This window comes from Pseudorhodoplanes sinuspersici (assembly GCF_002119765.1).
GTDB lineage: Bacteria > Pseudomonadota > Alphaproteobacteria > Rhizobiales > Xanthobacteraceae > Pseudorhodoplanes > Pseudorhodoplanes sinuspersici.
Genome location: NZ_CP021112.1, coordinates 2,144,996 through 2,170,630 on the forward strand (window position 1 = coordinate 2,144,996; position 25,635 = coordinate 2,170,630).

Annotated in this window: 20 protein-coding genes; 12 read left to right on the top strand and 8 right to left on the bottom strand. The window is 59.7% G+C overall.

Going from position 1 to position 25,635, the window contains the following annotated elements; translation table 11 throughout:
- Positions 1-58 precede the first annotated feature (58 nt).
- A complete protein-coding gene (gene argJ, locus CAK95_RS10460) occupies positions 59-1,300 on the bottom strand; it encodes a bifunctional glutamate N-acetyltransferase/amino-acid acetyltransferase ArgJ (RefSeq protein ID WP_086087866.1) in 1,242 nt (413 codons plus the stop codon).
- Between the two features lie 114 nt (positions 1,301-1,414).
- Positions 1,415-2,338 (bottom strand): peptidylprolyl isomerase, encoded by a 924-nt coding sequence (locus tag CAK95_RS10465; RefSeq protein ID WP_086087867.1) that lies wholly within the window; start codon positions 2,336-2,338, stop codon positions 1,415-1,417.
- 371 nt (positions 2,339-2,709) lie between these two features.
- Between CAK95_RS10465 and secA the strand changes: the two genes are divergently transcribed.
- Positions 2,710-5,508: a preprotein translocase subunit SecA gene (secA, locus tag CAK95_RS10470; protein WP_086087868.1), complete on the top strand. Its 2,799-nt coding sequence runs from the start codon at positions 2,710-2,712 to the stop codon at positions 5,506-5,508.
- A 245-nt stretch (positions 5,509-5,753) separates the two neighbouring features.
- A complete protein-coding gene (locus tag CAK95_RS10475; RefSeq protein WP_086087869.1) occupies positions 5,754-6,341 on the top strand; it encodes an HPF/RaiA family ribosome-associated protein in 588 nt (195 codons plus the stop codon).
- Between the two features lie 4 nt (positions 6,342-6,345).
- Here CAK95_RS10475 and CAK95_RS10480 read toward each other — a convergent pair whose 3' ends face one another.
- From CAK95_RS10480 to CAK95_RS10495, 4 genes are all read right to left on the bottom strand, one after another.
- Positions 6,346-7,878 (bottom strand): L,D-transpeptidase family protein, encoded by a 1,533-nt coding sequence (locus CAK95_RS10480; protein WP_183044233.1) that lies wholly within the window; start codon positions 7,876-7,878, stop codon positions 6,346-6,348.
- Between the two features lie 290 nt (positions 7,879-8,168).
- Positions 8,169-9,140, bottom strand: coding sequence for an acetyl-CoA carboxylase carboxyltransferase subunit alpha (locus tag CAK95_RS10485; protein ID WP_086091331.1), 972 nt, complete (start codon positions 9,138-9,140; stop codon positions 8,169-8,171).
- Between the two features lie 114 nt (positions 9,141-9,254).
- Complete coding sequence (locus tag CAK95_RS10490; protein ID WP_086087871.1) at positions 9,255-10,223, bottom strand: site-specific tyrosine recombinase XerD; 969 nt, start codon at positions 10,221-10,223, stop codon at positions 9,255-9,257.
- A gap of 25 nt (positions 10,224-10,248) precedes the next feature.
- Positions 10,249-10,398 (bottom strand): histidine kinase, encoded by a 150-nt coding sequence (locus tag CAK95_RS10495; RefSeq protein WP_086087872.1) that lies wholly within the window; start codon positions 10,396-10,398, stop codon positions 10,249-10,251.
- Positions 10,399-10,584: 186 nt separating this feature from the next.
- Between CAK95_RS10495 and CAK95_RS10500 the strand changes: the two genes are divergently transcribed.
- The 4 genes from CAK95_RS10500 (at position 10,585) to CAK95_RS10515 (ending at position 15,232) form a co-directional block, all read left to right on the top strand.
- Positions 10,585-11,199, top strand: a complete 615-nt coding sequence (locus tag CAK95_RS10500; RefSeq protein ID WP_086087873.1) for a shikimate kinase — start codon at positions 10,585-10,587, stop codon at positions 11,197-11,199.
- Positions 11,196-12,323 carry a 3-dehydroquinate synthase gene (gene aroB / locus CAK95_RS10505; protein WP_086087874.1) on the top strand — a complete coding sequence of 376 codons (1,128 nt, stop codon included), beginning with the start codon at positions 11,196-11,198 and terminating at the stop codon, positions 12,321-12,323. Before CAK95_RS10500 ends, aroB begins: the two co-directional genes overlap by 4 nt.
- 3 nt (positions 12,324-12,326) lie before the next feature.
- Positions 12,327-13,607 (top strand): HlyC/CorC family transporter, encoded by a 1,281-nt coding sequence (locus CAK95_RS10510; protein WP_086087875.1) that lies wholly within the window; start codon positions 12,327-12,329, stop codon positions 13,605-13,607.
- A 737-nt stretch (positions 13,608-14,344) separates the two neighbouring features.
- Positions 14,345-15,232 carry a LysR family transcriptional regulator gene (locus CAK95_RS10515; RefSeq protein WP_183044234.1) on the top strand — a complete coding sequence of 296 codons (888 nt, stop codon included), beginning with the start codon at positions 14,345-14,347 and terminating at the stop codon, positions 15,230-15,232.
- A gap of 34 nt (positions 15,233-15,266) precedes the next feature.
- Here CAK95_RS10515 and CAK95_RS10520 read toward each other — a convergent pair whose 3' ends face one another.
- Positions 15,267-15,539, bottom strand: coding sequence for a BolA family protein (locus CAK95_RS10520; protein ID WP_086087877.1), 273 nt, complete (start codon positions 15,537-15,539; stop codon positions 15,267-15,269).
- Between the two features lie 144 nt (positions 15,540-15,683).
- Here CAK95_RS10520 and CAK95_RS10525 point away from each other — a divergent pair, with 144 nt between their 5' ends.
- The 4 genes from CAK95_RS10525 (at position 15,684) to CAK95_RS10540 (ending at position 20,533) form a co-directional block, all read left to right on the top strand.
- On the top strand, positions 15,684-16,307 hold the full coding sequence (locus tag CAK95_RS10525) for a J domain-containing protein (RefSeq protein WP_086087878.1): 624 nt from the start codon (positions 15,684-15,686) through the stop codon (positions 16,305-16,307).
- Positions 16,308-16,520: 213 nt separating this feature from the next.
- The gene (cobS, locus tag CAK95_RS10530; protein WP_086087879.1) at positions 16,521-17,519 is read left to right on the top strand and encodes a cobaltochelatase subunit CobS; all 999 of its coding nucleotides are present in this window, start codon (positions 16,521-16,523) and stop codon (positions 17,517-17,519) included.
- A 45-nt stretch (positions 17,520-17,564) separates the two neighbouring features.
- On the top strand, positions 17,565-19,472 hold the full coding sequence (gene cobT / locus CAK95_RS10535) for a cobaltochelatase subunit CobT (protein WP_086087880.1): 1,908 nt from the start codon (positions 17,565-17,567) through the stop codon (positions 19,470-19,472).
- Between the two features lie 29 nt (positions 19,473-19,501).
- On the top strand, positions 19,502-20,533 hold the full coding sequence (locus tag CAK95_RS10540; RefSeq protein ID WP_245303702.1) for an esterase-like activity of phytase family protein: 1,032 nt from the start codon (positions 19,502-19,504) through the stop codon (positions 20,531-20,533).
- Between the two features lie 62 nt (positions 20,534-20,595).
- Here CAK95_RS10540 and rpmB read toward each other — a convergent pair whose 3' ends face one another.
- On the bottom strand, positions 20,596-20,886 hold the full coding sequence (rpmB, locus tag CAK95_RS10545; protein WP_086087881.1) for a 50S ribosomal protein L28: 291 nt from the start codon (positions 20,884-20,886) through the stop codon (positions 20,596-20,598).
- A 208-nt stretch (positions 20,887-21,094) separates the two neighbouring features.
- On the opposite strand from rpmB, the gene CAK95_RS10550 reads away from it, so the two are divergent.
- A complete protein-coding gene (locus CAK95_RS10550) occupies positions 21,095-21,934 on the top strand; it encodes a DUF3108 domain-containing protein (protein ID WP_245303703.1) in 840 nt (279 codons plus the stop codon).
- 380 nt (positions 21,935-22,314) lie between these two features.
- On the top strand, positions 22,315-25,635 hold the full coding sequence (locus tag CAK95_RS10555; protein WP_086087882.1) for a helicase-related protein: 3,321 nt from the start codon (positions 22,315-22,317) through the stop codon (positions 25,633-25,635).

Here is a 25,635-nt window from a genome sequence, read left to right on the forward strand (position 1 = left end):
GACCGTGGATCCACCATAGGCATGACGGGATTAACGACCGATAAAGTGTTGAGCGCACTCACGAACGGTAGTCGCCGTTGATGGCGACATAGTCCTTGGTCAGATCGCAGGTCAGCACCCGGTCTTTTCCCTTGCCCAGGCCAAGACCGACCTTCAGTTTGATCTTCGGGTTCTTCATCGCGATCGAAACCTTTTCTTCATCATAGGACGGATCACGGGCGCCCTTATGGGCCACGCGAATGCCGTTGAACCAGATGGAGAGCTTGTCGCGATCGGCCGGTTCGCCGGCCTTGCCGACAGCCATGACGACGCGGCCCCAATTGGCGTCCTCGCCGGCAATGGCCGTCTTGACCAGAGGCGAATTCGCGATCGACATGGCAATGCGCCGGGCGGATGTTTTGGATGTCGCGCCTTCCACCTTGATTTCGACCAGCTTGCGCGCGCCTTCGCCATCGCGCGCCACCTGTTCAGAGAGATCGGCCAGCACCGTCTGCAGTGCCCTGCGGAATGCGGTGAGACGCGGGTCGCTGGCGCGCGTGATTTTTGGAGCGCCGCGTGCCGCGGCTGCACCTGTCGCGAATGCCAGGAGGGTGTCGGATGTCGAGGTGTCACCGTCAATCGTGACGGCATTGAAAGTGTCGACGACACCATCGCGCAACAGCACTTGCAGCGCCGGCGCGGCGATCGGGGCATCGGTGAAAATGAAGGACAGCATCGTCGCCATGTCAGGGGCGATCATGCCGGCGCCTTTGGCGATTCCGCTGATGACGACCTTGGTCTTGCCGATCTTCGCTTCGGCCGTGGCAACTTTCGGAAAGGTATCCGTGGTCATGATCGCTTTTGCGGCATCGAGGAACCGGCCTTCCTTGGCCTCTTGAGCGAGCGAAAGCAGCACGCCGTCGAACTTCGTCGCGTCTAGCGGTTCGCCGATTACGCCGGTCGAGGCGAGAAAAATGTCATTCACCGAACAGCCGACCGCTTGTGCGGCGATCTTGGCGGTCAACGCGGTCGAGGCGCGGCCGGACTTGCCGGTAAACGCATTGGCGTTGCCGGAATTGACCACGAGGGCACGTACCTTGCCGCCCTTCAGCTTGGCGCGGCACCATTCCACCGGCGCCGATGGGCATTTCGAGCGGGTAAAGACGCCAGCAACCGTTGTGCCTTTGTCGAAGACCGCGAGCAGAACATCCGTCCGATTCTTGTAGCGGATGCCGGCCTGGGCGGTGGCGAGGCGTATGCCCTCAACAGGAGGCATGTCAGGAACGCTGGTGGGAGCAAGCGGTGAAACGGCGGTGGACATGAATGGCCTCGTGCTGCGGAATCCGAGCGGGCCATCTCATAGCCGTATGGTCACAAAAATAAAACGGGACGCAGCATCAGCCGCGTCCCGTTTTTTGGTAGCCGAATGGCGGCATTATTTCTTCGCTGGCGCCTTGGTGTCCGACTTCGCGTCCGGCTTGGCAGCCGGTGCCGCATCCGGCTTTGCCGCCGGGTCAGCGTCGCCGATCTTCTCGATCTTGGCCTCGGCGCGCAATTTCTGGATCAAATCGGCTTGGGCCTTGCGCTGAACGAAGCTTTCGATCTGGTCCTTCACCTGCTCGAATGTCGGCGGCTGCTTGGTGCGCTTGTCGTCGACGCGAATGACATGCCAGCCGAACTGCGATTTCACCGGATCGGAGACCTGGCCCTTGTCGAGCTTGAAGGCGGCTTCGGCGAATTCAGGGACCATCTGATCTTTGGAGAAGAAGCCGAGATCGCCGCCGTTATCCTTGGAGCCGGGATCTTTCGATTTTTCCTTGGCGATGGCGGAGAAATCGCCGCCCTTCTTGAGATCGGCAGCGATTTTTTTGGCGTCGTCCTCTGATTCGACGAGGATGTGGCGTGCGCTCACTTCCTGCTCGTTACCCATATCCTTGGTGGCCTCGGCGTAAACCTTCTTCATCGCGTCGTCGGTGAGGGCGGCCTTGGCCTCGTTCTGGAGCAGCGCCTCCATCAGCAGCTTGGTGCGCGCCAGCTCCATCTTTTTCTTGAATTCGGGGGTGTCGCCAAGCTTCTTGGCCTCAGCCGCCTTGGACACGAGGAGCATGTCCGCAACATAGGTGGTGAGATATTCTTTCTTGGCTTCCGGGGCCATCGGCGGCAGCTGGGCGCCGATATCCTCCTCGGCAGCCTTCAGGTCGCTTTCCTTGACCTCGGTGCCGTTCACTTTCGCCACGACCGGGTCGGTCTGGGCGCCGGCCTGGATGGTCAGCAATCCCGCAACCGCGAGCGTGGCGCACAAGGTCGTCAGGACCGGCCGCCACTGGACCGTCGGAAGCGAGAATTTGGGTTTGTTCATCAGGTCTGTCCTTGGGAATGAAGCCGCCCCGGTGGGAGGGTGATGGCGGCGGACACTTACGCACGGGTTATGGCTTGGCAATGCCAAAGGCCCCTTAATTTTCGGCAATAACGCCGTTCGGCCTTCAGATTGACAAGGAAGTGACCCCCTCCTATCTCTCGACGGCTCTCCGGATGTCACACCCGAATGACCTCGCGTTCTGGCTCAATTCGGGTCCGGCCGGCACCGTTCCGGGCGGATTTCAGGGTCAAATGGCCTTAAGAGTCCCCACGGTTTCAAAACTTCGTGTTTTTTCACCGTATCAGGGCACAACCGCGGTTCTGGATGCGACTAAGGCCAAAGCCACCCAAGACTGAAGAAAAGGATTTCGTATGCTCGGCGCAGTCGCCCGCAAGCTGTTCGGCACCGCCAATGACCGGCGTATCCGCGGCTATCAGCCCCGCGTCGATGCCATCAATGCGCTGGAGCCCGAACTCGCCAAACTGACCGACGAGCAGCTCCGCGCCCGCACCGACGAGTTCAAGAAACAGCTCGAAGAGGGCAAGACCCTCGACGATATCCTGGTCCCGGCCTTCGCCACCGTCCGCGAAGCCGGCAAACGCACCCTCGGACAGCGCCATTTCGACGTCCAGCTCATTGGCGGCATGATCCTGCATGAGGGCGGCATCGCCGAGATGAAGACCGGCGAAGGCAAGACCTTGGTTGCGACCCTGGCGGTGTATCTGAATGCACTGAATGGCAAGGGCGTCCATGTCGTCACCGTTAACGACTATCTGGCCAAGCGCGACTCCGAATGGATGGCCCAGATCTATGGTTTCCTCGGGCTCACGACCGGCGTGATCGTGCATGGTCTCGATGACGAGGAGCGCAAGGCGGCCTATGCCTGCGACATCACTTACGGCACCAATAACGAGCTCGGTTTCGATTATCTGCGCGACAACATGAAGTACCGGCTGGAGGACATGGTCCAGCGCGGCCACGTCTATGCAATCGTCGACGAAGTGGACTCGATCCTGATCGACGAAGCGCGTACGCCGCTGATCATTTCCGGGCCGCTCGACGATCGTTCGGACTTCTACAACACCATCGACGCCTATATTCCGCGGCTCGACAAGTCCGACTACGATGTCGATGAGAAGCAGCGCACGGTGAACCTTACCGAAGCCGGCATGGAAAAGATGGAGCAATGGCTCCGCGCCGATGACTTGCTCAAGGGTGACTCGCTTTACGACATCGAGAATGTTTCGACCGTCCATCATGTCAATCAAGGGCTGCGCGCGCACAAGCTGTTCCAGCGCGACAAGGACTACATCGTCCGCAATGGCGAGGTGGTGATCATCGACGAATTCACCGGCCGCATGATGCCGGGACGCCGCTATTCGGAAGGTCTGCATCAGGCGCTGGAAGCGAAAGAACATCAGCCGATCCAGCCAGAAAACCAAACGCTGGCTTCAATTACCTTCCAGAATTATTTCCGCATGTACGACAAGCTCGGCGGCATGACCGGTACGGCGCTGACCGAGGCAGACGAGTTCTACGACATCTATAAACTGAACGTGGTCGAGGTGCCGACCAACCGGCCGATGCAGCGCGATGACCAGGACGACGAGGTCTATCGCACCAATGGCGAGAAATATCGTTCGATCGTTGCGCTGCTCGATGACTGCAAGAAGCGCGGCCAGCCGGTGCTTGTCGGTACGACGTCGATCGAGAAGTCGGAACAGCTGGCCGAGATGCTGCGCAAGGAGGGCTGGGAGCAACATGATTTCGCCGATCCCAACGCCTTCGCCAAACTTTACACCGGTGACGAGGGCGCGGCGAAGGCCAAGGTCTTTGCGATCCTGAATGCACGGTATCACGAACAGGAAGCCTATATCGTCTCGCAGGCCGGTGTTCCCGGCGCGATCACCATCGCCACTAACATGGCCGGCCGCGGCACTGACATTCAGCTCGGTGGTAACGCCGACATGCGCATCCGTCAGGAATTGCAGGGCGTCGAGGGCGAGGAACGCGAGAAGCGGGTGCAGGATATCCGCGATCAGGTCTCGCGGCTGAAGGAAAAGTCGCTGGCGGCCGGCGGGCTGTTTGTGCTCGGCACCGAGCGGCATGAAAGCCGCCGTATCGACAACCAGCTTCGTGGCCGCTCCGGCCGTCAGGGCGATCCAGGCCGTTCCAAATTCTTCCTGTCGCTCGAAGACGACCTGATGCGCATCTTCGGCTCGGACAAGCTCGACAGCATGCTGACCAAGCTGGGTCTCAAGGAGGGTGAGGCGATCATCCATCCCTGGATCAACAAGGCCCTGGAAAAGGCGCAGCAGAAGGTCGAGGCGCGCAACTTCGATCTGCGCAAGAACATCCTGAAATACGACGATGTCGCCAACGATCAGCGTAAGGTCATCTTCGACCAACGCATCGATATGATGAAGGACAACGATGTCGCCGAGACCGTTACCGACATGCGCCACGCGCTGATCGACGATCTCGTGTCCAAGCACATTCCGGAGAATGCGTATCCGGAACAATGGGACGTGAACGGTCTGCATGAGGCAGTGCAGCATATCCTGAACCTCGATCTGCCGATCCAGGACTGGGCGAAGGAAGAGGGTATCGCCGACGAAGAGGTGCGCGAACGCATCATCAAGCGAGCTGACGAGGTGATGGCTGCTAAGTCCGCGCAATATGGCCCTGAGGTCATGCGTTATGTCGAGAAGTCGGTGTTGTTGCAGACGCTCGATCACCTTTGGCGCGAGCATCTCATTATGCTCGAGCATCTGCGTCAGGTGATCGGCCTGCGCGGCTATGGCCAGCGCGATCCGCTCAACGAATACAAGTCGGAGGCTTTCCAGCTGTTCGAGGCGATGATCGCGAATATGCGCGAGGGGGTGACCGGACAGCTTATGCGGGTCGAGGTGGTGCAGGCGCCGCCGGAAGACGAGCAGCAACAGCTTCCCTATATGGAAGCGCATAAGGTCGATCCATTCACCGGCGAGGATGAAATGTCCTATGCCAATGCGACGCTGTCGCCGGCAATGGCTGGCGGCGCCGGTGCACAGCAGGCGGTCGAGCGTGATCCGAAAAATCCGGCAACCTGGGGCAAGGTCGGGCGCAACGAAGCCTGTCCATGTGGTTCCGGCAAGAAATACAAGCATTGCCACGGCCGCTTCGGTTGATTCGGAGAGGCCGCGCCCCGACAAAAATTGAGCGTAAATGGCCGGGAGGATACCCGGCCATTTACCTCTGCCATTGTCTAAGTCTAGTTGTCCAAGTCTAAAAGCAGTTGCTCTTCAGCGGACTCCAAGCTCTCTTAGAGCGTTGTGTCGCTCTCTTAGGGCGTTGTGTCGCGCTGCAGCAGCCGAAACAATTTCGGCCCGGCGTGCGTTGTCACCTACGGACTTTGAACTGATGGGTGCGAGACATGCAGGTTCCTCTCGAAATTGCTTTTCACAATATCGAGCATTCCGACCGAGCCGAAACCCAAATCAGAGATCACGTCGCCCGCCTCGAAGACATCTATGATCGATTGACGGCCTGCCGCGTCCGGGTGGATCAGCGTGCTAACAATACAAACCAAACCATTCCGCCCGTGGTCCGCATCGAAATCAGCGTGCCGGGCTTCAAAGACATTGTCGTCGCGCACGAGCCTGACCGGTTGCAGCGACGATTTCAGCGCCCCGATCTGACCAACGCGATCCATGAAGCTTTCCGTATCGCCGAACGCCAGCTCAGCGAATTCAAGGAGAAGCTGGCCAATCGGACCGCAGTGATGATGCATGAAGCGGCCAACGAATTTGCCGGCCAGGTTGCGGAGATCACACCAGGTGAGGATTATGGCTTTCTGCTCAACAAGGAGGGCGGGATGCTCTATTTCCACCGCAACTCACTTTTGAGCGGCGATTTCGACCGCCTGAAGCGCGGCGACTACGTCACCTATGTCGAGGAAGTCGGCGACACCGGTCCCATTGCAACCAAGGTGCGGATCAAACAAAAAAACGGCAGAGACTAACCTTTTAACGGAAAGCGCCGAAACGGCTTTCAAAGCTCGAAGCCTGCGGGATCGGCTGAGAACCACTCATAACGCTACCCGTCGGTTGCGACGCCGGAGTTGCGGTCGGAGCTGGCTGGGGTGCAGGGGCTTCGCCGGCAGCCGGTGCGGCTGCGGTTTTCATTTTTGGTGTTTCGCTCGGTGTGCGCGATGCAGAGGCGGACGGCGCTGCCCGGGTTGGAACCTCAGCCTGCTTTTCGCTTGAACCGCGTAAACCAATCATGCGGGATACTTTGGTCCGTACCGTCTCCCGCTGCGGGGCCGGGGCAGCGGGCGTAGCAGGAGCCATCGGTTGAACCGAGGCAACTCGGGTCGATGCTGCTTCCGGCTCACGCGAGCCGCCCCGGAAGAAGTTTCCGATCTTTTCGGCAAAGGTGAGCTCCGGAGCCGGACGCATGCCAATCTTGGTCTGCGGTGCGTTGCGCGGCAGTGGCACATCGGCAGTCTGAACCGGCGCAGAGACGGCAGCCGAGTTCGTGACCTCGTCCTCGCTCGGCGATGATGCGCTGAAGGCGACCATCGGACCCGGATTGTTCGGATCAACAATCAGCTTGGCATTGCCGCGCTCGTCGATAATCTCGTGCGGGCGGAGCTTGGCAATGAAGGTCGGGTGCATGCCACCGTCACGGCCGCTCTTGATGGGAGCGGTCGGCGTGTTGCGGGCGGCAAGCTGCGCGAATTGCAGCTCATCGTTGCGCTGCTTGGACTGCACTGCCTCGGCAATTTCTCGCGGCACTTCGTAGACCGGGCATCTGCCCCTCGGGCTGAAGCTCATCGGCGAGAAATTGCCGCCAGGAGCCGCCGCGTTGAATACGTAGCGCTTCTCGCAGACGTCGACCTTCGGCTCGAGACGCGTCACCTCGAAATGATCGTTGCCTTCCTTCAGCATGCGCCAGAACGGCATGTTCGGGTTGTTGCGGTGCTTGGCCATGTTGGCCGCAGTCATTCGGAACGGATAAGCCTGCACCTGGAAGGATTTCTGGCCACCAAAGAATGATTCGCGGCCGAGCGCGAAGATCTCCGAAATCTGTTCGTTGCTCATCGCGTAACAGCCACGCGATGAGCAATCGCCATGGACCATCAGATGCGCGCCGGTGCGATCATGCGCGCGATCAAACGCGTTCGGATAACCCATGTTGAACGCCAGATAGAACTGCGAATTCGGATTCATCTGGCCAGGGGTGATATCGTAGAAACCTTCCGGCGCCTGCCGGTCGCCTTCCTTGATCTTCGGGCCAAGATCGCCGGACCATTTGCAGATTGGGTAGGTCTTCAGCAGCGCGAACTGACCGTTGCGATCCTTCTTCCAGACTTCGAGTTCGGATTCGCTTTTGAACACCCGCACAAGGATTGGCGAGCTCACGTCCATGTTCTTTTCGGCGATATCTGCCAGCAGCTTGGGTGGGATTGGCGCGTTGGCCTTGGCCGCGCTCGGGAAATTGCCTTCGGTCTTGCAGCCGCTTACGGTCACAGCCCCGAGCAGCGCCGCTGACAGCATCAGCGTCCGAAGAAAATCAGGGCGCAACGGCAACGCTTTAGCCCCCACGGTCGGCAGTCCCCCACATACCCGATTGCTAACCCCCAAATGCGGGCTTCGCAAGGGCGGTACGGTTCCCCATTCTGTTGACCATACCACAATGAACGGTCAGTAAAAACTGCCGAAAATAAAGGCTTTCAACGCGGCATCTTTATGGCCGGAGTATGTTTGCGAGCCCGCTGTTCAGTAAGGTTAATTTTTGAAAAACCGGCTTCGCAAGGCCGCTTGCGGTAATATTTTACTGCAGAAATTCACAGCTTTCCACGGCCGATTGCGAGGAATTTCTCCCGCCGCATCTTCCGGATCATGTCGCGATCATAAGACTTCAGCTCGGCAAATGATGCGGCGATGGTGTCCGCGGCTTTCTCGATGGCCGCCCTTGGATCGCGGTGGGCCCCACCCATCGGCTCGCTGACGATGGTATCGATGATGCCGAACCGCATCAGATCCTGGGCCGTGATCTTCATGTTGGTCGCAGCTTCCTGCGCTTTGGTGCTGTCGTGCCAGAGAATCGAGGCGGCGCCTTCCGGCGAGATCACGCTGTAAATCGCGTGCTCCATCATCAGGACGCGATTGGCCGTGGCGATGGCAATCGCGCCGCCTGAGCCGCCTTCGCCCAGAACCAGCGCGACATTGGGCACGCCGAGATTGAGGCAGGCCTCGGTCGAGCGGGCAATGGCTTCCGCCTGACCGCGTTCTTCTGCGTCGATGCCAGGATAGGCGCCTGCGGTGTCGACCAGCGCCAGAACCGGAATATCGAATCGATCTGCCATTTCCATTAGCCGGACGGCCTTGCGGTAGCCTTCCGGGCGGGCCATGCCGAAATTGTGCTTCAGCCGGGTTTCGGTGGTCGAACCCTTCTCGTGGCCGATCACGCAGATGCTTTCGCCGCGGAAACGGCCAAATCCGCCGACAATGGCGTCGTCGTCACTGAATTTGCGGTCGCCAGCCAGCGGCACGAAATCGTCAATGATAGCAGCAACGAAATCCAGGCAGTGCGGCCGCTGCGGATGGCGCGCGACCTGTGTCTTCTGCCACGGCGTCAGCGTTTGATAGAGTTCCTGCAGTGTCTGTGAGGCCTTGGCTTCCAGACGCGAGATTTCTTCTTCGACCTGGACTTCGCCGCCTCCCTCCGTCTGCACGGCCCGCAATTCCTCGATCTTGGCCTCGAGTTCGGCGACGGGTTTTTCGAAATCGAGGTAAGAGCGCATCGTCTTTCGGATTGTTGGACCGGCGGAGCCGGATGGCACGCAGCGGGCGCACATGACCTTTTGGGGTGCGCAAGTCAAGCAAACAAGATCAGGGATGCTGGTTAAAGGCTGGTCTTTCGCTGAGCGTTAACGCCCGCTTTTCATCGGAGCCGTTGCGTCGGTGAGTGGATGCAGATCGCGAACCATCGTCTTCAGACGTTCTTCGAGGATATGGGTATAGATTTGCGTCGTCGAAATGTCGGAATGGCCGAGCAATGTCTGCACCACCCGAAGATCCGCACCATTCTGAAGCAGATGGCTGGCAAAGGCATGGCGGAGCACATGCGGGCTGATCGCCTGGGGCCGCAAGCCGCTTGCCGCCGCCAGCGACTTCAGATCCCTTGCGAAATGTTGGCGGGTCAGATGGCCCTCCTCCCCGAAGGATGGAAACAGCCATTTCGAATTTTCATTCCGGGTATCCTTGAGCAAGGCTCTGTAATTCGTCATCGCCTGCCGCGCGGCGTCGTTCAGAGGCACCATGCGTTCCTTGCCGCCCTTGCCGCGTACCATCAGCATGCGCTGGTCGCGCCGTGCCGCGGAAGAGGGCAGAGCCACGAGTTCGGAGACACGCAGTCCGGTCGCATAAAGCAATTCGAGCAGGCAATAGAGCCGTGCTGTACGCTGTCTCTCGGCGACTGATTGCTCGCAGCGGTCGGCCTGTTCGCGTGCGGTGCCAATGAGTTTGTCGACATCGGAGACCGACATCACCTTGGGCAAAGTACGGCCTCGTTTCGGACCTTCAAGGATGGCTGCCGGATCGTCGCCACGGTGGCCTTCGGCATAGAGGAAACGATAGAGTTGGCGGATGGCTGATAATTTTCGTGCGACCGATGCCGGCGCCAATCCTCGCCGCGTCAGATCGCTCAGATAGGAGCGGATGTCGTCGGTTGTCGCATCGACGATGCGGCTGCCGGTCGGCGGGAGATGGCCGCTGAATTCATCGAGATCGGACCGATAGGCTGACAATGTGTTCGGACGCGCGCCACGCTCTGCGGCCAGCATGTCGAGAAAGAGCTCGATCTGGGCTTCGCCTCGATCCGCTGCAGGACGTGCCATTTGTCAGGTGCCTGCGAAATTAATCTCAACGCTGCTTGGCAAACCGGTCCGGCGGAATCGTCACGGTGATTTCGCGGGTCTCCGGCTGAACCAGCACCGCGAGCGCGACCATGCTGCCATAGACCACACCGATGATGATCCCGACAGTTGCGAGAAATCGGAAGAGAGTCGGCATGCTGCGCACGCGTGGTGGTTAACGGACAGGACGACTACCACCATGTTCGCGGCGTCTAGACAAGAACCTTCAGCCCATCGCGCTCGCTGCGCGAATTTTGGCGTCAGGAAAAGCCTCAAATGGCCAGGCGGGTTGCAATATCCGGCCCGTGCTATAATGCCTCAAAAGTCGCCGCGGAACCCGACCATGCCGCAAAGTCTCGCCGAAAACGTATCGACCGTGGATGTGCCCGAAGCCGCCCTCGTGGGTGCGCTTGGCGGGCGCTCGCTGGTCCTTGTCGGCATGATGGGAGCCGGAAAGTCTTCGGTCGGACGCAAGCTGGCGACACGGCTGGCTTTGCCGTTCGTGGATGCGGATACCGAAATCGAGACAGCGGCCGGGATGACGATCGCGGAAATCTTCCAGGAGCGCGGCGAGCCGGAGTTCCGCTCCGGTGAGGCGCGGGTGATCGCGCGTTTGCTGGACAATGGGCCGCAGGTTCTTGCAACGGGCGGCGGCGCGTACATGAACCCCGAAACGCGCCGCTTGATTTCTGAGAAGGGTGTTTCGGTCTGGCTGAAGGCGGATTTCGATGTGCTGATGCGGCGGATCAAGCGGCGCAGCGATCGCCCGCTGTTACGGACGCCGGACCCGGCAGCGACGTTGCAAGGGTTCATGGACGAGCGCTATCCCGTGTATGCGCTGGCCGATGTGACGATCGAGTCGCGCGATGTGTCGCATGAGGTGATTGTGGACGAGACGATCGAGGCTGTATTGGGCCATTTTGGAATTTCGATTACGCCAGGAGCAGCACAGCCATGACGGCGCCGCTTCGCAACAATGATCCGATTACGGTCGAAGTGGCGTTGGCCGGTCGTGCCTATGACATCGTGATTGGCCGCGGCTTGCTTGCAAGCCTTGGAGAGCGTGTGGCTGCGCTACGTCCCGGCGCGCGTGCGGCGATCGTGACCGATGAGACGGTAGCAGAATATCATCTGCGGGCGGCGGAGACCTCATTGAACGAGGCCGGGATCACCACCAGCCGGGTTCTTGTCGCCGCGGGGGAAGCGTCAAAGAGCTATCCGGTTTTCGAGCGCGTCTGCGAAGAATTGATTGCGGCCCGCATCGAGCGCAACGATCTCGTCGTTGCATTGGGTGGCGGCGTGATTGGCGATCTTTCAGGATTCGTTGCATCCGCCGTCCGTCGCGGACTCGATTTCGTACAGGTGCCGACGACCTTGCTGGCACAAGTGGATTCGTCGGTCGGCGGCAAAACCGGGATTAATTCGCGTCTCGGCAAGAATCTCATCGGCGCTTTTCACCAGCCGATCCTTGTTGTCGCCGACACCGCTCTGCTCGACACGCTCCCGGTGCGGATCATGCGCGCCGGCTACGCCGAGGTCGCGAAATACGGGCTGATCGGCGACGCCGATTTCTTCGCCTGGCTCGAAAACAACTGGCGCGACGTCTTTGCCGGTGGTCCGGCGCGAGAACATGCCATTGCGGTCAGTTGCCGGATGAAAGCGCAGATCGTGGCGCGGGATGAGCGCGAAACTGGCGACCGCGCCTTGCTCAATCTCGGTCACACCTTCGGGCATGCGCTGGAGGCGGCGGCTGGCTTCTCCGACCGGCTTTATCATGGCGAGGCCATTTCCATCGGTATGGCGCTGGCCTTTGCCTTTTCGGCGCGGCGCGGCCTGTGTTCACAGGCCGATTCGGAGCGCGTGGTCCGCCACCTTTCGGCTGTCGGATTGCCGACGCGTATCTCCGATATTCCGGGCGAGAAGCCTGGTGCGGAATGGTTGCTCGATCTCATTGCCCAGGACAAGAAAGTGCGGCGGGGCCGCCTCACCTTCATTTTGGCGCATGGTATCGGACAGAGCTTCATCGCTCCGGACGTTGATGTCGCCGATGTTCGAGAATTCCTGACCGATCAGCTGCGCTAAGCGATGGACGTTCAAGACTGGCTGGTATTGCTGGCGATTCTGGTCTGCCTCGCGTTGTCGTTTTTTTTCTCCGGCAGCGAGACTGCGCTGACGGCATTTTCCCGCGCGCGTATGCTGCGCATGGAAAAGGCCGGCAATTCGAACGCGGGAATCGTCAACCGGCTGCTAGATGCGCGTGAGCGGTTGATCGGCGGAGTTCTGCTCGGTAACAATGCCGTCAATGTCGCAGCTTCGTCTTTAGCGACTGGATTGATGCTGACATGGTTTGGCAATGTCGGCATCGTCTACGCAATGGTGGCAATGACCGTCATTGTCGTGGTCTTCACAGAAGTGCTGCCGAAAACGATTGCGATCAAAGCGCCGGATCGTGTTGCTCTGATTGTCGCGCGGCCGATACGATGGGTCGTGTGGCTGCTGGGTCCGCTTCTTATTGCGATCGAAAAATTTGTTCGCCTTCTTCTGGCGAGCTTCGGATTGCGCATTGATGAGCATATGCCGATTCTGTCCGCTCGCGAGGAGCTGCGGGGAGCTGTCGACCTTCTCCACCGCAATGGCAGCGTCGAAAAGCACGATCGCGATATGGTCGGTGGTGTGCTGGATCTTCGGGAACTCGAAGTGTCCGATGTGATGATCCACCGCACCGAGATGATCACGGTATGCGCCGACGATCCGCCAGAAGATGTGGTGAAAGCGATTCTCGGTCTGCCGGTGACCCGCATTCCGCTCTGGAGCCGCAGGCCCGACAATTTCGTCGGTATTCTGCATGTCCGCGATTTGCTGGTCGCTGTTCAGGAAGCCGGCGGCCACTTATCGAAGATCGATGTTGTTTCGCTCGCTCGTCCACCGTGGTTTGTACCGACGGTGCGCCCACTCACCGAGCAGCTCAAAGCATTCCGCCGTCGCAAAACTCCGCTGGCGCTCGTCGTCGATGAATACGGCGAGGTCATGGGATTGGTGACGCTTGAGGATATTCTTGAGGAAATCGTCGGAGATATTACCGATGAGCGCGATACGCATTTGCCGGGTTTGTGGCCACAGCCAGACGGATCAGTGCATGTGGATGGCAGCATCCCGATCCGCGACCTCAACCGCGCTATGGACTGGAATTTGCCGGACGAGACAGCAACCACAATTGCCGGTCTTGTCATTCACGAAGCCCGATCGATTCCCGATGTCGGGCAAACATTCACGTTCTATGGCTTCCGTTTCGGGGTTTTGCTGAAAGACCGAAATCGCATCACGTCACTTCGGATTACTCCGCTGACGCCAGCGATGGGTGGTTAAGCGTTATCGTCAAGCCCGCCCGTGCACGGAAAGGTGGTATAATCAACGATCGTTTTAGGAGATGCGAGGCATAGCCTTGGCGTTGACGGGCCAAATGCAATCATTTTGGCGGATTTTCATTTGTTGATTTCACTATTTGATTATTTGGCTATTTTGATGGAACGGCTATCATTGCACTCGTGGGTTGCGTGAACTGCGTCTACCAAACATGTCCATAGACATGCCTTTAGTGCGGTTCGATATGCAGCGCGATTTGGGAGCGGCAAATTTACTCGATGTGTCGCGGTCCTTTGTGACCGTCATCGACGTCGGCTCGATTGCAAGGTTGCGCTTGCAGCGGCCCTCTGCGCATGTCCGTCAGTCGACCTCATATCGTATGTAGGCGTCGAACAGGGCTTCGGTTGTGTCGGGCTGGACATAGCATTGTCTTCGCGACGATGCGCCCCGGCCTGTTTGAAAATTGTAACGAAGACTCCGATTCAGCACTTCGCATTCTAAAGTGCGCGCTTCATGTCAGCCCGCAGCAGTATGCGAAGAAGATTCGACCGCCAGTTTATAGGTGGCCGATGTGTTCAGGTCGATAACAGGGAGCGTACGGACATATTTGCAGCTTGGGAAACCATTCGTGAAGCGAAGGGATGTCGATCGAAAATTTGATTCCGGGTGGTTCGAAGCCTGAAGGGTGCATAGTCGTTTACTGACGAGGGACGGGTCCGATGCAGCGGCGGCATGAGAGCATGAATATACCCATCGAATTGCTGAGATCGTTTGTCAGCATTCAGGAAACCGGCAGTTTTACAAGATCCGCCGAGCAATTGCGTTTAACGCAGCCGGCGATCAGTGCGCAGATCAAGCGCTTGCAACAGCTTGTCGGCGGCGAGGTCTTTGCCAAATCGGCTTTCGGTGTTTCCTTGACCGAAAAGGGCGAGATCGTCAGCCGTTACGCAAGGCGCATCCTTGCAATGAATGACCAGATTCTGTCCTTGTCGGGTTCCGGCTCGGTCTCGAAGTCGCTGCGGATCGGTATTCCGAATGTTTTTGCTGACAGCATGTTGTCCAACGTGATTGTCGCTTGCAGAGGTGGCTCCGATGGCGAACGGACACAGTTCTCCTGCGAGCCCTCTCAAGACCTCGCCCGCAGCCTGGCCAGCGGCTATCTTGACCTGGCGTTCATTGTCTCGCCCAGAAATCCTCCGGCGCAGCCCATCTATCGCTGGTCAGAACAATTGTGCTGGTCTTGTGCGCGTGATTTTTTGTTGAGTCCGGGAGCTTCCATTCCCCTTTTAAGCTGGCCTCATGGCATATCCGATCAGGCTGCCATTGAAGCGCTTGAGAATGCGGGGCTGCAGTACCTGATCGTATTTGTTGCATCCGACCTTGCTGGCCACCTTGCGGCCCTGCGATCCAGGATGGGCTATTTCGTTCTGCCCGAACGCGTCGTTCCTGCCGATCTAAAGATCGCACGCGAACATTATTTGCCCTCGCTCCCCACTTGCGAGGCTGGAATTTACATTCGGGAGGGTTTGGAAACGTCGAAACCTGTTCTGGCGATCGCCGACGTCATGGCGGATATTATTGGGCCCAGGACGGGTAATCCTTCCATGCGGCCCAGGGAGAAAGTGTGACCCCCAGGCTGTCGGAGTGGATCGTGATCGTGGTTTATTGGCCCTCGCCGGGAGCGGCGGCATGAATCGCAAGCGCATGGACCCCTCCGGCAAGTTCCGAGGCGAGCGCAGCGTTGATGGAGCGGTGTCGCTCGATACGCGACTTGCCGCGGAACGCTTCCGACACAATATAGACGCGGTAATGCGTTTCTCCGCCAGGCCGGTGCCCGGCATGTCCCGCATGCAGGTGTGACTCGTCCTCCACACGAAGGCTTTCCGGCGCAAAAGCTTCCGTCAATTTCTTCGTGATGACATCTTTGGTCTGCATGTCGGCTTGACTCTGAATCTCGCGGCGGCTTTACGGCGCCGTGCTAAAAAAATCCGGTCGGCGTATCAAGACTGTCAAAACGGTATTGATCTCCGAAATGTCAAGTCTTGCAGGTTCGCGCGTAAAGTAAGCATACTAACAACGATGAAGTTTGATTCACCATTCTTTGACCGCATCCGGGTAAAGCCCGGCGAGGATCGTCGTCCGCGCAAGGCCGAGCAAGCCTGCGAATGGGCTGGCTGTAAGAAGGAAGGGACGCATCGCGCACCGAAGGGTCGTGGTCGCGAGAAGGACTATTGGCATTACTGCCTCGATCATGTCCGCGAGTACAATCAGTCCTACAATTTCTTCCAGGGCATGAGCGACGATGACGTCCGCAAATATCAGAAGGATGCGCTGACGGGGCATCGCCCGACCTGGAAGATGGGAACGGGCAACAAGCAGGACGATCCGGGCCGTTTTTACGCGGAAAACGGGATCGACCCCTTTGCCATGTATCGGGAGCTCGGTGGCGAGGGCAGCGCCAAGGCTTCTGCCCGGGCCAAAGCCAAGATCGCGGAAAGCCGGACCATCCGCAATGCCGAGCGCAAGGCGTTCAACACGCTTGGGCTGGAAGTCAGTGCAGCGAAAGGCGAGATCAAGGCTAAATTCCACGACCTGGTGAAGCGGCACCATCCCGACAGCAACGGCGGCGACCGCTCGACCGAAGATCGGCTGATTGAGATCATCCAAGCTTATAATTATCTTAAATCGGTCGGTTTTTGCTGAGCGAACCCTATTTTAGCCGCTTTGCGGGCACGGCAACACAGCTCAGCCTTTTACGAAGCCATTGATATACCTATATTATTGGTTGGCACCTGCTTCCGCAAAAGCGAAGCGGGTTTCGTCGGGCTTCGCCTTTCTGCTAAGTTGGCTTTGATAACCGATTTGCCAACCTGAAAGCGTCATGCGCCTGGTTCTGGCCGGCGCCACGGAGAAACAATGGCTACTGCAAGTGAAGAGATCGCCCAAGGCCCCGGGGGCCTGCCCGACATGAAGGTGTCGGTGCGGCAGGTCTTCGGAATCGATTCCGATCTGGAAGTGCCGGCTTATTCCGAGCCCGATCCGCATGTCCCCGATCTTGACCCGGACTATTTGTTCGACCGTCCGACGACGCTTGCCATTCTCGCCGGCTTTTCACGCAACCGCCGTGTGATGGTCACCGGCTATCACGGCACCGGAAAGTCCACGCATATTGAGCAAGTCGCTGCTCGGCTCAACTGGCCCTGCGTACGCGTGAACCTCGATAGTCACATCAGCCGCGTCGATCTGGTCGGCAAGGACGCGATCGTTATTCGCGACGGCCTCCAGGTCACCGAATTCCGCGACGGTATTCTGCCGTGGGCTCTCCAGAACAATATCGCGATGTGTTTTGACGAGTATGACGCCGGCCGCCCGGACGTGATGTTCGTAATCCAGCGCGTGCTGGAACAGTCGGGCCGCCTGACCCTGCTCGACCAGAACAAGGTGATCCGGCCCCATCCGGCTTTCCGCCTGTTTGCCACGGCCAATACGGTGGGGCTCGGCGACACCACCGGGCTTTATCACGGCACGCAGCAGATCAACCAGGGCCAGATGGACCGCTGGTCGATCGTCACTACGCTGAATTACCTGCCGCACGACAAGGAAGTCGAAATCGTGCTGGCGAAAGCCAAGCATTATCGCAATGAGGAAGGCCGCGACATCGTCAGCAAAATGGTGCGCATCGCCGACCTGACGCGGAATGCCTTCATGAACGGTGATCTGTCGACGGTCATGAGCCCGCGCACGGTGATCACGTGGGCGGAAAATGCCGATATCTTTGGCGATATAGGTTTTGCCTTCCGTGTTACCTTCGTGAACAAGTGCGACGAGCTGGAACGGCCGATCGTTGCCGAATTCTATCAGCGCAGCTTCGGGCGAGAATTGCCGGAATCGTCGTTGAATGTGGCGTTGACGTAAGCTTACCCCCTCCCTGTTAGAGTCGGGAGAGGAAGAAGAAGCCAAATGTCCTCGAACTACAAAGCAAAGCCGTCTCCCAAGGAATCGCCCGCTGAACCGTTCAAGCGGGCGGTGACGGGATGCTTGCGCGCCATTGCCAAGAAGCCGGATATCGAGGTCGCGTTTGCGGCCGAGCGGCCCGGGCTCATCGGCAACAAGATTCGTCTGCCGGAGCCAGCTCGTAAACTGACGCGTGCTGAAGCCGCGATCGTGCGCGGTCATGCCGACGCAGTTGCGCTGAAGCTCGCCTGTCACGATCCCGGCGTGCACCGCAAACTGATCCCCGGCGGGCAGCAGGCGCGTGCAATTTTCGACGCCGTCGAACAGGCGCGGGTCGAAGCCATCGGTTCGCGGCGCATGGCGGGTGTCGCCAAGAATCTGACCGCGATGCTCGATGACAAATTCCATCGCGGAAAATTTGACGACATCACCGACCGGGCTGATGCGCCGATCGAAGAAGCGATCGCCATGATGGTGCGCGAACGGCTGACGGGGCAGATTCCGCCGCCTGCCGCCAGGAAACTCGTCGACCTGTGGCGCCCGATCATTGAGGACAAGGCGGGACGCGGCCTCGATCGCCTGGAATTCGTGATGGAGGATCAGGCGCGCTTTGGCGATGCCATTCACGACCTCCTTGATTCGCTCGACATGGGCGAGGATCGCAATCGCGATTCCGAGGAAAACGACGAGGATTCCGAACAGAACGAAGATGATCGCCGCCAGAATGAGGATGGTGAGGAAGGCGAATCTTCAGAATCCGAAGATATGCAGCGCATGTCGGTCGAGGAGGCGGAAGCCTCTTCCGAGGATGCCGAAGAGGCGACAGCGGAAGCGGCCGATGCGCCAAGCTCGGATATGAATGACGACGCCGATATGGGCGATTCCGAAACGCCATCGGAGCCGTGGCGGCCGCGTTCCGGTCACAACGAATATCGCGGCCCGGAATACGGCGCTTTTGTCACCAAATTCGATGAGGAAATCTCGGCGGAAGATCTCTGCGAACCGGAAGAACTGGACCGCCTGCGCAGCTATCTCGACAAGCAATTATCGCATTTGCAGGGGGTGGTCGCGCGTCTGGCCAACCGGCTGCAACGCCGGCTGATGGCGCAGCAGAACAGAGCGTGGGAATTTGACCTCGAAGAGGGCATGCTCGATCCGGCGCGCCTGTCACGCATCATCGTCGATCCGATGCATCCGCTGTCGTTCAAGCGCGAAAAGGACACGAATTTCCGCGATACCGTCGTCACCCTGCTGCTGGACAATTCCGGGTCGATGCGCGGGCGCCCGATCACGGTGGCGGCGACGTGCGCCGACATTCTGGCGCGGACGCTGGAGCGCTGCGGTGTGAAGGTCGAGATTCTGGGCTTTACGACCCGCGCTTGGAAGGGCGGGCAATCGCGCGAAGCGTGGCTCGCCGCCGGCAAGCCGCCGAATCCCGGCCGTCTGAACGATCTGCGTCATATCATCTACAAGGAAGCCGATGCGCCATGGCGGCGTGCGCGCAAAAACCTCGGTTTGATGATGCGCGAGGGACTCCTGAAGGAAAATATCGATGGCGAGGCGCTGAACTGGGCCTATCGCCGTCTGCTGGCGCGCAGCGAACAGCGCCGTATTCTGATGATGATTTCGGATGGTGCGCCGGTGGACGACTCCACCCTGTCGGTCAATTCCGGCAACTATCTTGAACGGCATCTGCGCTGGATCATTGAGGAGATCGAAACCCGCTCGCCAATCGAACTGATTGCGATCGGTATCGGCCATGACGTGACCCGCTATTATCGCCGGGCGGTGACGATCGTCGATGCCGAAGAACTGGGCGGAGCCATGACCGAGAAACTCGCCGAATTGTTCGAGGAAGACGGTCGCGAGCCCATTATTCCGCGGCGAGGGCCGCCCCGCAGGTTGCATTCGTGACGAAAAATCAAAGGGGCTGGGCGCTGCTCGTGGCAGCGCTTTTTTTGTTGTGTGGCGCACTTTCTCTTGTTTACGCGCAAGGCGCGCCGGCACCGGCTGGCAGCCTTGTGCCGACCAAAATCGATATCCGCGCCACACCGATCGAAGCCTTCGATCCGCGTGAGCCGGCGAAGAAACAGTTCGGCTCGCTGATCTTTCGCGGTGGTCTTGTGCTGTCGTCGCCGCACAAGCAATTCGGGGGTCTCTCTTCCCTTCGTGTAGCTGCCGATGGCAGTCGTTTTCTGGCCGTCACCGATCGTGGCTTCTGGGTTCGTGGCCGCATCACCTATCGGGGCGAGGCACCGACCGGCATTGCCGATGGGGAGATCGCGCCGATGCTCTACAGCGACGGACGGCCGATCACGGCGCGCGGCTGGTACGATGCCGAAGCTTTGGCCGAAGATGGAGGCTTTGCCTATGTCGCGCTGGAGCGCGTGCATCGCATCCTGAAATTCGATTACGCCAAGCGTGGTCTGCTGTCCCGGGGAACGCTGGTTCCGGCATTGCCGGAGATCGCCAAGCTGCCAAGCAACCTTGGCCTCGAATGTCTTCAGGCCATGCCAAAGGGATCGTCGCTGGCCGGTGCGCTGGTTGCCATTTCCGAACGCGGTCTCGATGACGCCCACAACATTCGCGGCTTCCTGATCGGCGGACCGAAGCCTGGAGTGTTTTCGGTCAAGCGGAGCGACGATTTTGATGTCGCCGATTGCGCGGTGGCGCCGAATTCGCAGTTGTTGGTCCTCGAGCGATCCTTTTCATGGCGCCGTGGTGTGGCGATGCGCATTCGCAGCATCCCGCTGGCCGATGTTGTTTCGGGCGCTGTGCTGGAAGGGACGAAGCTGATCTCCGCCGACATGGGCTTCGAGATCGACAATATGGAGGGCCTGAGCGTGTCCCGCACCGCCAAGGGCGAAACCGTGCTGACGCTAGTGTCGGACGATAATTTCTCGATGATCCAGCGGACGATCCTGCTGCAATTCACGCTGCTGGATCGCGATGGCGCGTCCGCCTCCAGGAATTGAACGTGCAAAAACAATCGCCCGCTTTCGCGGGCGATGGGGCCAAATCAGAACGAAGAGGGCTGTCAGCTCGCTGTGGCGAGCTTCTTCTCAAGCTGGCGCTTCAACTCGAGGGCCTTCGGTGACAGTTCGACATCCTTGGCCTTGGCCAGGAATGCGTCGAGACCGCCGCGATGGTCGACTGTCTTCAGCGCATTGGCCGAAATACGGAAGCGCACCGAGCGATTGAGCGTATCGGAGGTCAGCGTCACGTTGACAAGATTCGGCAGGAACCGCCGCTTGGTTTTGCGGTTCGAATGGCTCACCTTGTGACCGGTCTGTGCCGCTTTGCCGGTCAGGTCGCACTTCCGCGACATGGTCAAAATCCTAATAGTTCGAGGCCGCGCCGAGGGCACAATGGCCTTCATGGGATGTCTGCTAGGCCGCGGACGTATAAAGAGGCCGGGCCGGGGCGTCAAGGCAAGGAAGCGGGCGGAACCATACAATCGGCGCATTGGTGGCGAATCGTTTACCGTATGGGGCGGCCCTGCCGGACCGCCCAGAACCGGGCGATGAGGGTGCCGGGTGCCAATTCGACTGAAGAATTTCTACCGGACGGTGGTGGCGGGGGTCATTCTCGGTATGGCTGCCGCTGGTCAGGCGGAGGCTCAGGCCAAGCTCGACGCCCGTTATGCGGTGACGCTGGCCGGGATCAAGCTCGGCGAGGGATCCTGGGTGATCGACGTCGGCGAAGACCAGTTCTCTGTCGCCGCCAGCGGCGCGACATCCGGTCTTGCCCGCATTTTCAGCTCCGGGCGGGGCAGCGGGGAGTCCCGCGGCACGATCAAGAACGATCAATTCGTGCCGGCCCGCTACGCCATCTCGATCAAAAGCGGCAAAAAAACTGAAGACGTACGGTTGAAGCTCAATGACGGCACGGTCAAGGACGTGTCGATTGTGCCAGCGGCCCCGGAACCGCCGGATCGTGTTCCGGTGACCGACGCGCACAAGCGCAATGTTTTCGACCCCATGACGGGTTCGTTGCTGCGAATATCCGGGAACGGGAATCTGATGAAACCGGAAGTCTGCCGCCAGCACACGCCCATTTTCGATGGCCGGATGCGCTACGATCTGACGCTGGCCTACAAGCGGATGGAGCAGGTGAAGGTGCCCGGCTATGCGGGGCCTGCACTGGTATGTGCGATCTATTTCGCGCCGCTTGCTGGCCACGTGCCGAGCCGCGCGGCGATCAAGTACCTGATCGATCAGCGTGACATGGAAACGTGGCTGGTGCCGATCGGCGGCACCCGGGTCATGGTGCCGATCCGGGTTCAGGTGCCGACGCCGCTCGGGCTCGGCGTGATGGAGGCGACCAGCTTCAATGTCATGCCGCGTCCAACCCGCGCCAGCATCAAGATGCAATAGCCGTCTTGTTTTATCCCCGCTGTTCTCCACATTCGTGGACGGAGAGCGAGCCTTGACTCTTTGAGGTTGCTCTGGACTCCGCCGCAGTCCTGCGTGAGCTGACTTTGGGACCACCGCAAACGAGACAAAACACTCGATCTAGGGGAGTTCCTTGGATTTATGCTACATGTCGCGGTGAACGAACGCGAACACTGCCTAAGTCGGCGATTCGGCCGCGATTCGTTCCAGACTCGTTCCAACCCGTCATGGCGGGAGCAAAAAGCGGCTCCAGGTGTTGCGTTGTGGTACAGACCGCGCCATTGGTGGTGATGTGATCGCAACCGGAAGCATCTCCTGACAATTAACTGACCCGCCCTCACGCTTCGGTTTTCGGATCACTGATGCCCATTTCCTTTTCGCCTGGCCCTCGAAGCGACGCCCGCATGCGTGGTGCCGGCGTCACCGCCGTGCTCGGACCGACCAATACCGGAAAGACCCATCTGGCGATCGAGCGGATGCTGGCGCATTCGTCCGGCATTATCGGGCTGCCGCTGCGGCTTCTGGCGCGAGAGGTTTACAATAAGGTCGCGGCGCGGATCGGCCCGGATTCCGTCGCGCTGATCACCGGTGAAGAGAAGATCAAGCCGGCCAATCCGCGCTACTGGGTATCGACCGTCGAGGCGATGCCGCAGGATATCGATCCGGCCTTCATTGCTATCGACGAAATCCAGATCGCCGCTGATTTCGAGCGCGGGCATGTGTTCACCGACCGCATTCTCAATCGTCGCGGGCGCGAAGAAACGTTGATTCTCGGCGCCGCCACCGTGCGGCCCATGGTTGAGCGGCTACTACCCGGTGCGAATATCATTTCGCGGCCGAGATTGTCGCAGCTTACCTTTGCCGGTGACCGAAAGATGACCCGGCTGCCCAGCCGGTCCGCCATCGTCGCATTCTCCGCTGATGAGGTTTACGCAATCGCGGAATTGATTCGACGCCAGCGTGGCGGCGCAGCGGTGGTGCTGGGTGCGCTTTCGCCACGAACACGCAATGCGCAAGTGGCACTCTATCAATCCGGCGATGTGGATTATCTCATTGCGACTGATGCCATCGGGATGGGTCTCAACCTCGATGTTGATCACGTTGCCTTTGCGTCCGACCGCAAATTCGACGGCTATCAATTCCGCAACCTCAATCCCGCCGAACTGGCGCAGATTGCGGGCCGTGCGGGCCGCGCGACGCGAGATGGCACATTCGGGACGACCGGCCGCTGTGCGCCCTTCGACGACGAACTCGTGCGGCAACTCGAGAGCCATTCTTTCGAACCGCTGAAGTTGCTGCAGTGGCGCAATTCAGCTCTCGACTTTGCCTCGATAGGCGCATTACAGGCTTCGTTGTCGGAGGTGCCCACCGAAACGGGTCTGACGCGCGCACCGCTCGCCGAGGATATCCTTATTCTTGAACATGCTGCGCGCGATGAGGACATCCGAGCGCTGGCGAAAACACGGATGGCCGTCGAGCGGCTATGGGAGGCCTGCCAGGTTCCAGATTACCGGAAGATCGCACCAGCCAATCATGCCGAACTTGTCACGACCCTCTATGGATTTTTGATGAGAGAGGGTAAAATCCCGGATGACTGGTTCGCTCGCCAGGTGGCACAGGCGGATCATACCGAAGGCGATATCGACTCTCTCTCCACACGGATTGCGCATGTACGAACCTGGACGTTTGTTGCCAACAGGCCGGATTGGCTCGCCGATCCCGATCATTGGCAAGGCGTTACGCGCGCCGTTGAGGACAAATTGTCGGATGCGTTACACGAACGCCTTACGGCCCGCTTTGTCGATCGCCGCACAAGCGTGTTAATGCGGCGACTGCGCGAGAACACAACATTGGATAGTGAAATTTCAAAGACTGGCGACGTTACGGTCGAGGGCCATCTGGTCGGACGTCTCGAAGGCTTTCGCTTTGCTGCAGACCCATCGGCCGGCGGCTCCGAGGCCAAGGCCTTGCATGCCGCTGCGCAGAAGGCGCTGGCTGGAGAAATCGACACACGGGCCAATCGGCTGTCCCAGGCGCCGGACGAGCAATTCGTTCTGACGTCGGACGGCACGATCCGCTGGACTGGCGACGCTGTTGCCAAGCTGGTTGCCGGCGAAGAGGTCATGCGGCCGCGGATTCGCATTCTTGCTGATGAGCAATTGACCGGCACGCCGCGCGAACAGGTACAGGCGCGGCTCGATCTTTGGACCAAGGCGCATATCGACAAGCTGCTCGGACCGTTGACGGCACTTGCTGCGGCCGAAGATGTCATCGGTATCGCTCGCGGCATCGCTTATCGTCTGATCGAGGATCTGGGCGTGCTGGAGCGGCAAAAGGTCGCCGAGGACGTGAAGGGGCTCGATCAGCCATCCCGCGCGAGCCTGCGGAAATACAGCGTCCGCTTCGGCGCCTATCACATCTACATCCCGCAATTGCTGAAGCCGGCGCCGCGGACGCTGGCGACGCTGCTCTACGCCATCAAGCACGACAACGGCGACATGCGTGGGCTCGATGATGTCCAGCAGCTCGCGTCGAGCGGCCGCACATCGATTCCGGCCAACAAGGACATCCAGAAGAACTTGTATCGCGTTGCCGGTTATCGCGTGGCCGGCGAGCGCGCGGTCCGCGTCGATATCCTGGAGCGATTGGCCGACCTCATTCGTCCGGCACTGGCGTGGCGCGACAATTCGCCAGGCATCAAACCGCCCGGCGCGCTTGATGGTACCGGCTTTACGGTGACAGTCGGTATGACGTCGCTGGTCGGTTCTTCCGGCGAAGATTTCGCGTCGATCCTGCGTTCACTCGGCTATCGCATGGAGCGGCGACCGAAACCGGCCGAGCCGGTTGCATCTTCGCCGTCGGAGCCCGCCCAGACCGCAGACGCAGTTCAGCCATCCGACAATGCAGACGGCAGTGCCGAAAGCGTTTTGAATGGCGAAACTGCCGACGCTGTCGAAACACCGGCCGCGGAAGCGGCCATCGTCGATGCAGCGCCTGTTGCCGAGACCGTGGCGAGCGAACCGGTAGTCACCGCTGAGGCGGTCACTGCCGAAGAACCCGCGCAAGTCGTAGCCGCAGAGCCGGTCGTTCCTGCCGAACCTGTCGTTACCGCTCAGCCTGCCGTTGCCTCAGAGGCTGATGTTGTTTCGTCTGAACCCGCGCCGGAGACGGCTGACACTGCTGAGATCGTTCTCAACGCGGAAGCGACCGCTGAAACGGCAGCAGCACCAGCCGAGCCCGAACTGATTGAGGTGTGGCGTCCGGGTCGCTTCGAGCAACGTGAGCGGCGTCCGCAGGGGCGCCACCATCGCCGCGACAATCGCGGGGCGCCGCGGCAAGCTGAAGGGCAAGCGGTTGCTGCTCCCGCTGACGGATTGCCGGTACAAGCGGCTGATGCAGCGGCAGAGACGCCGCGTCAGGACAATCGGTCGGAGCAGCGCCAGAGGGGGCCGCGTCCGCCGCGCAAGGACCGTCATCAGCGTCACGGGCGGCCTGAAGGCGGCCCGCGACATGAAGGTCAACGCCACGAAGGCCAGCGTCATGGCAAGCCGGGCGGTGGTCATCGTCAGGACGCACGTCCGCGTCCCGATCGGCGCGAGAAAGAGCCGGATCCCAATTCGCCTTTTGCAAAGCTTGCGGCCCTGAAGGCTCAGCTTGAGGCGGATTCCAAGGAGCGCCGCTAA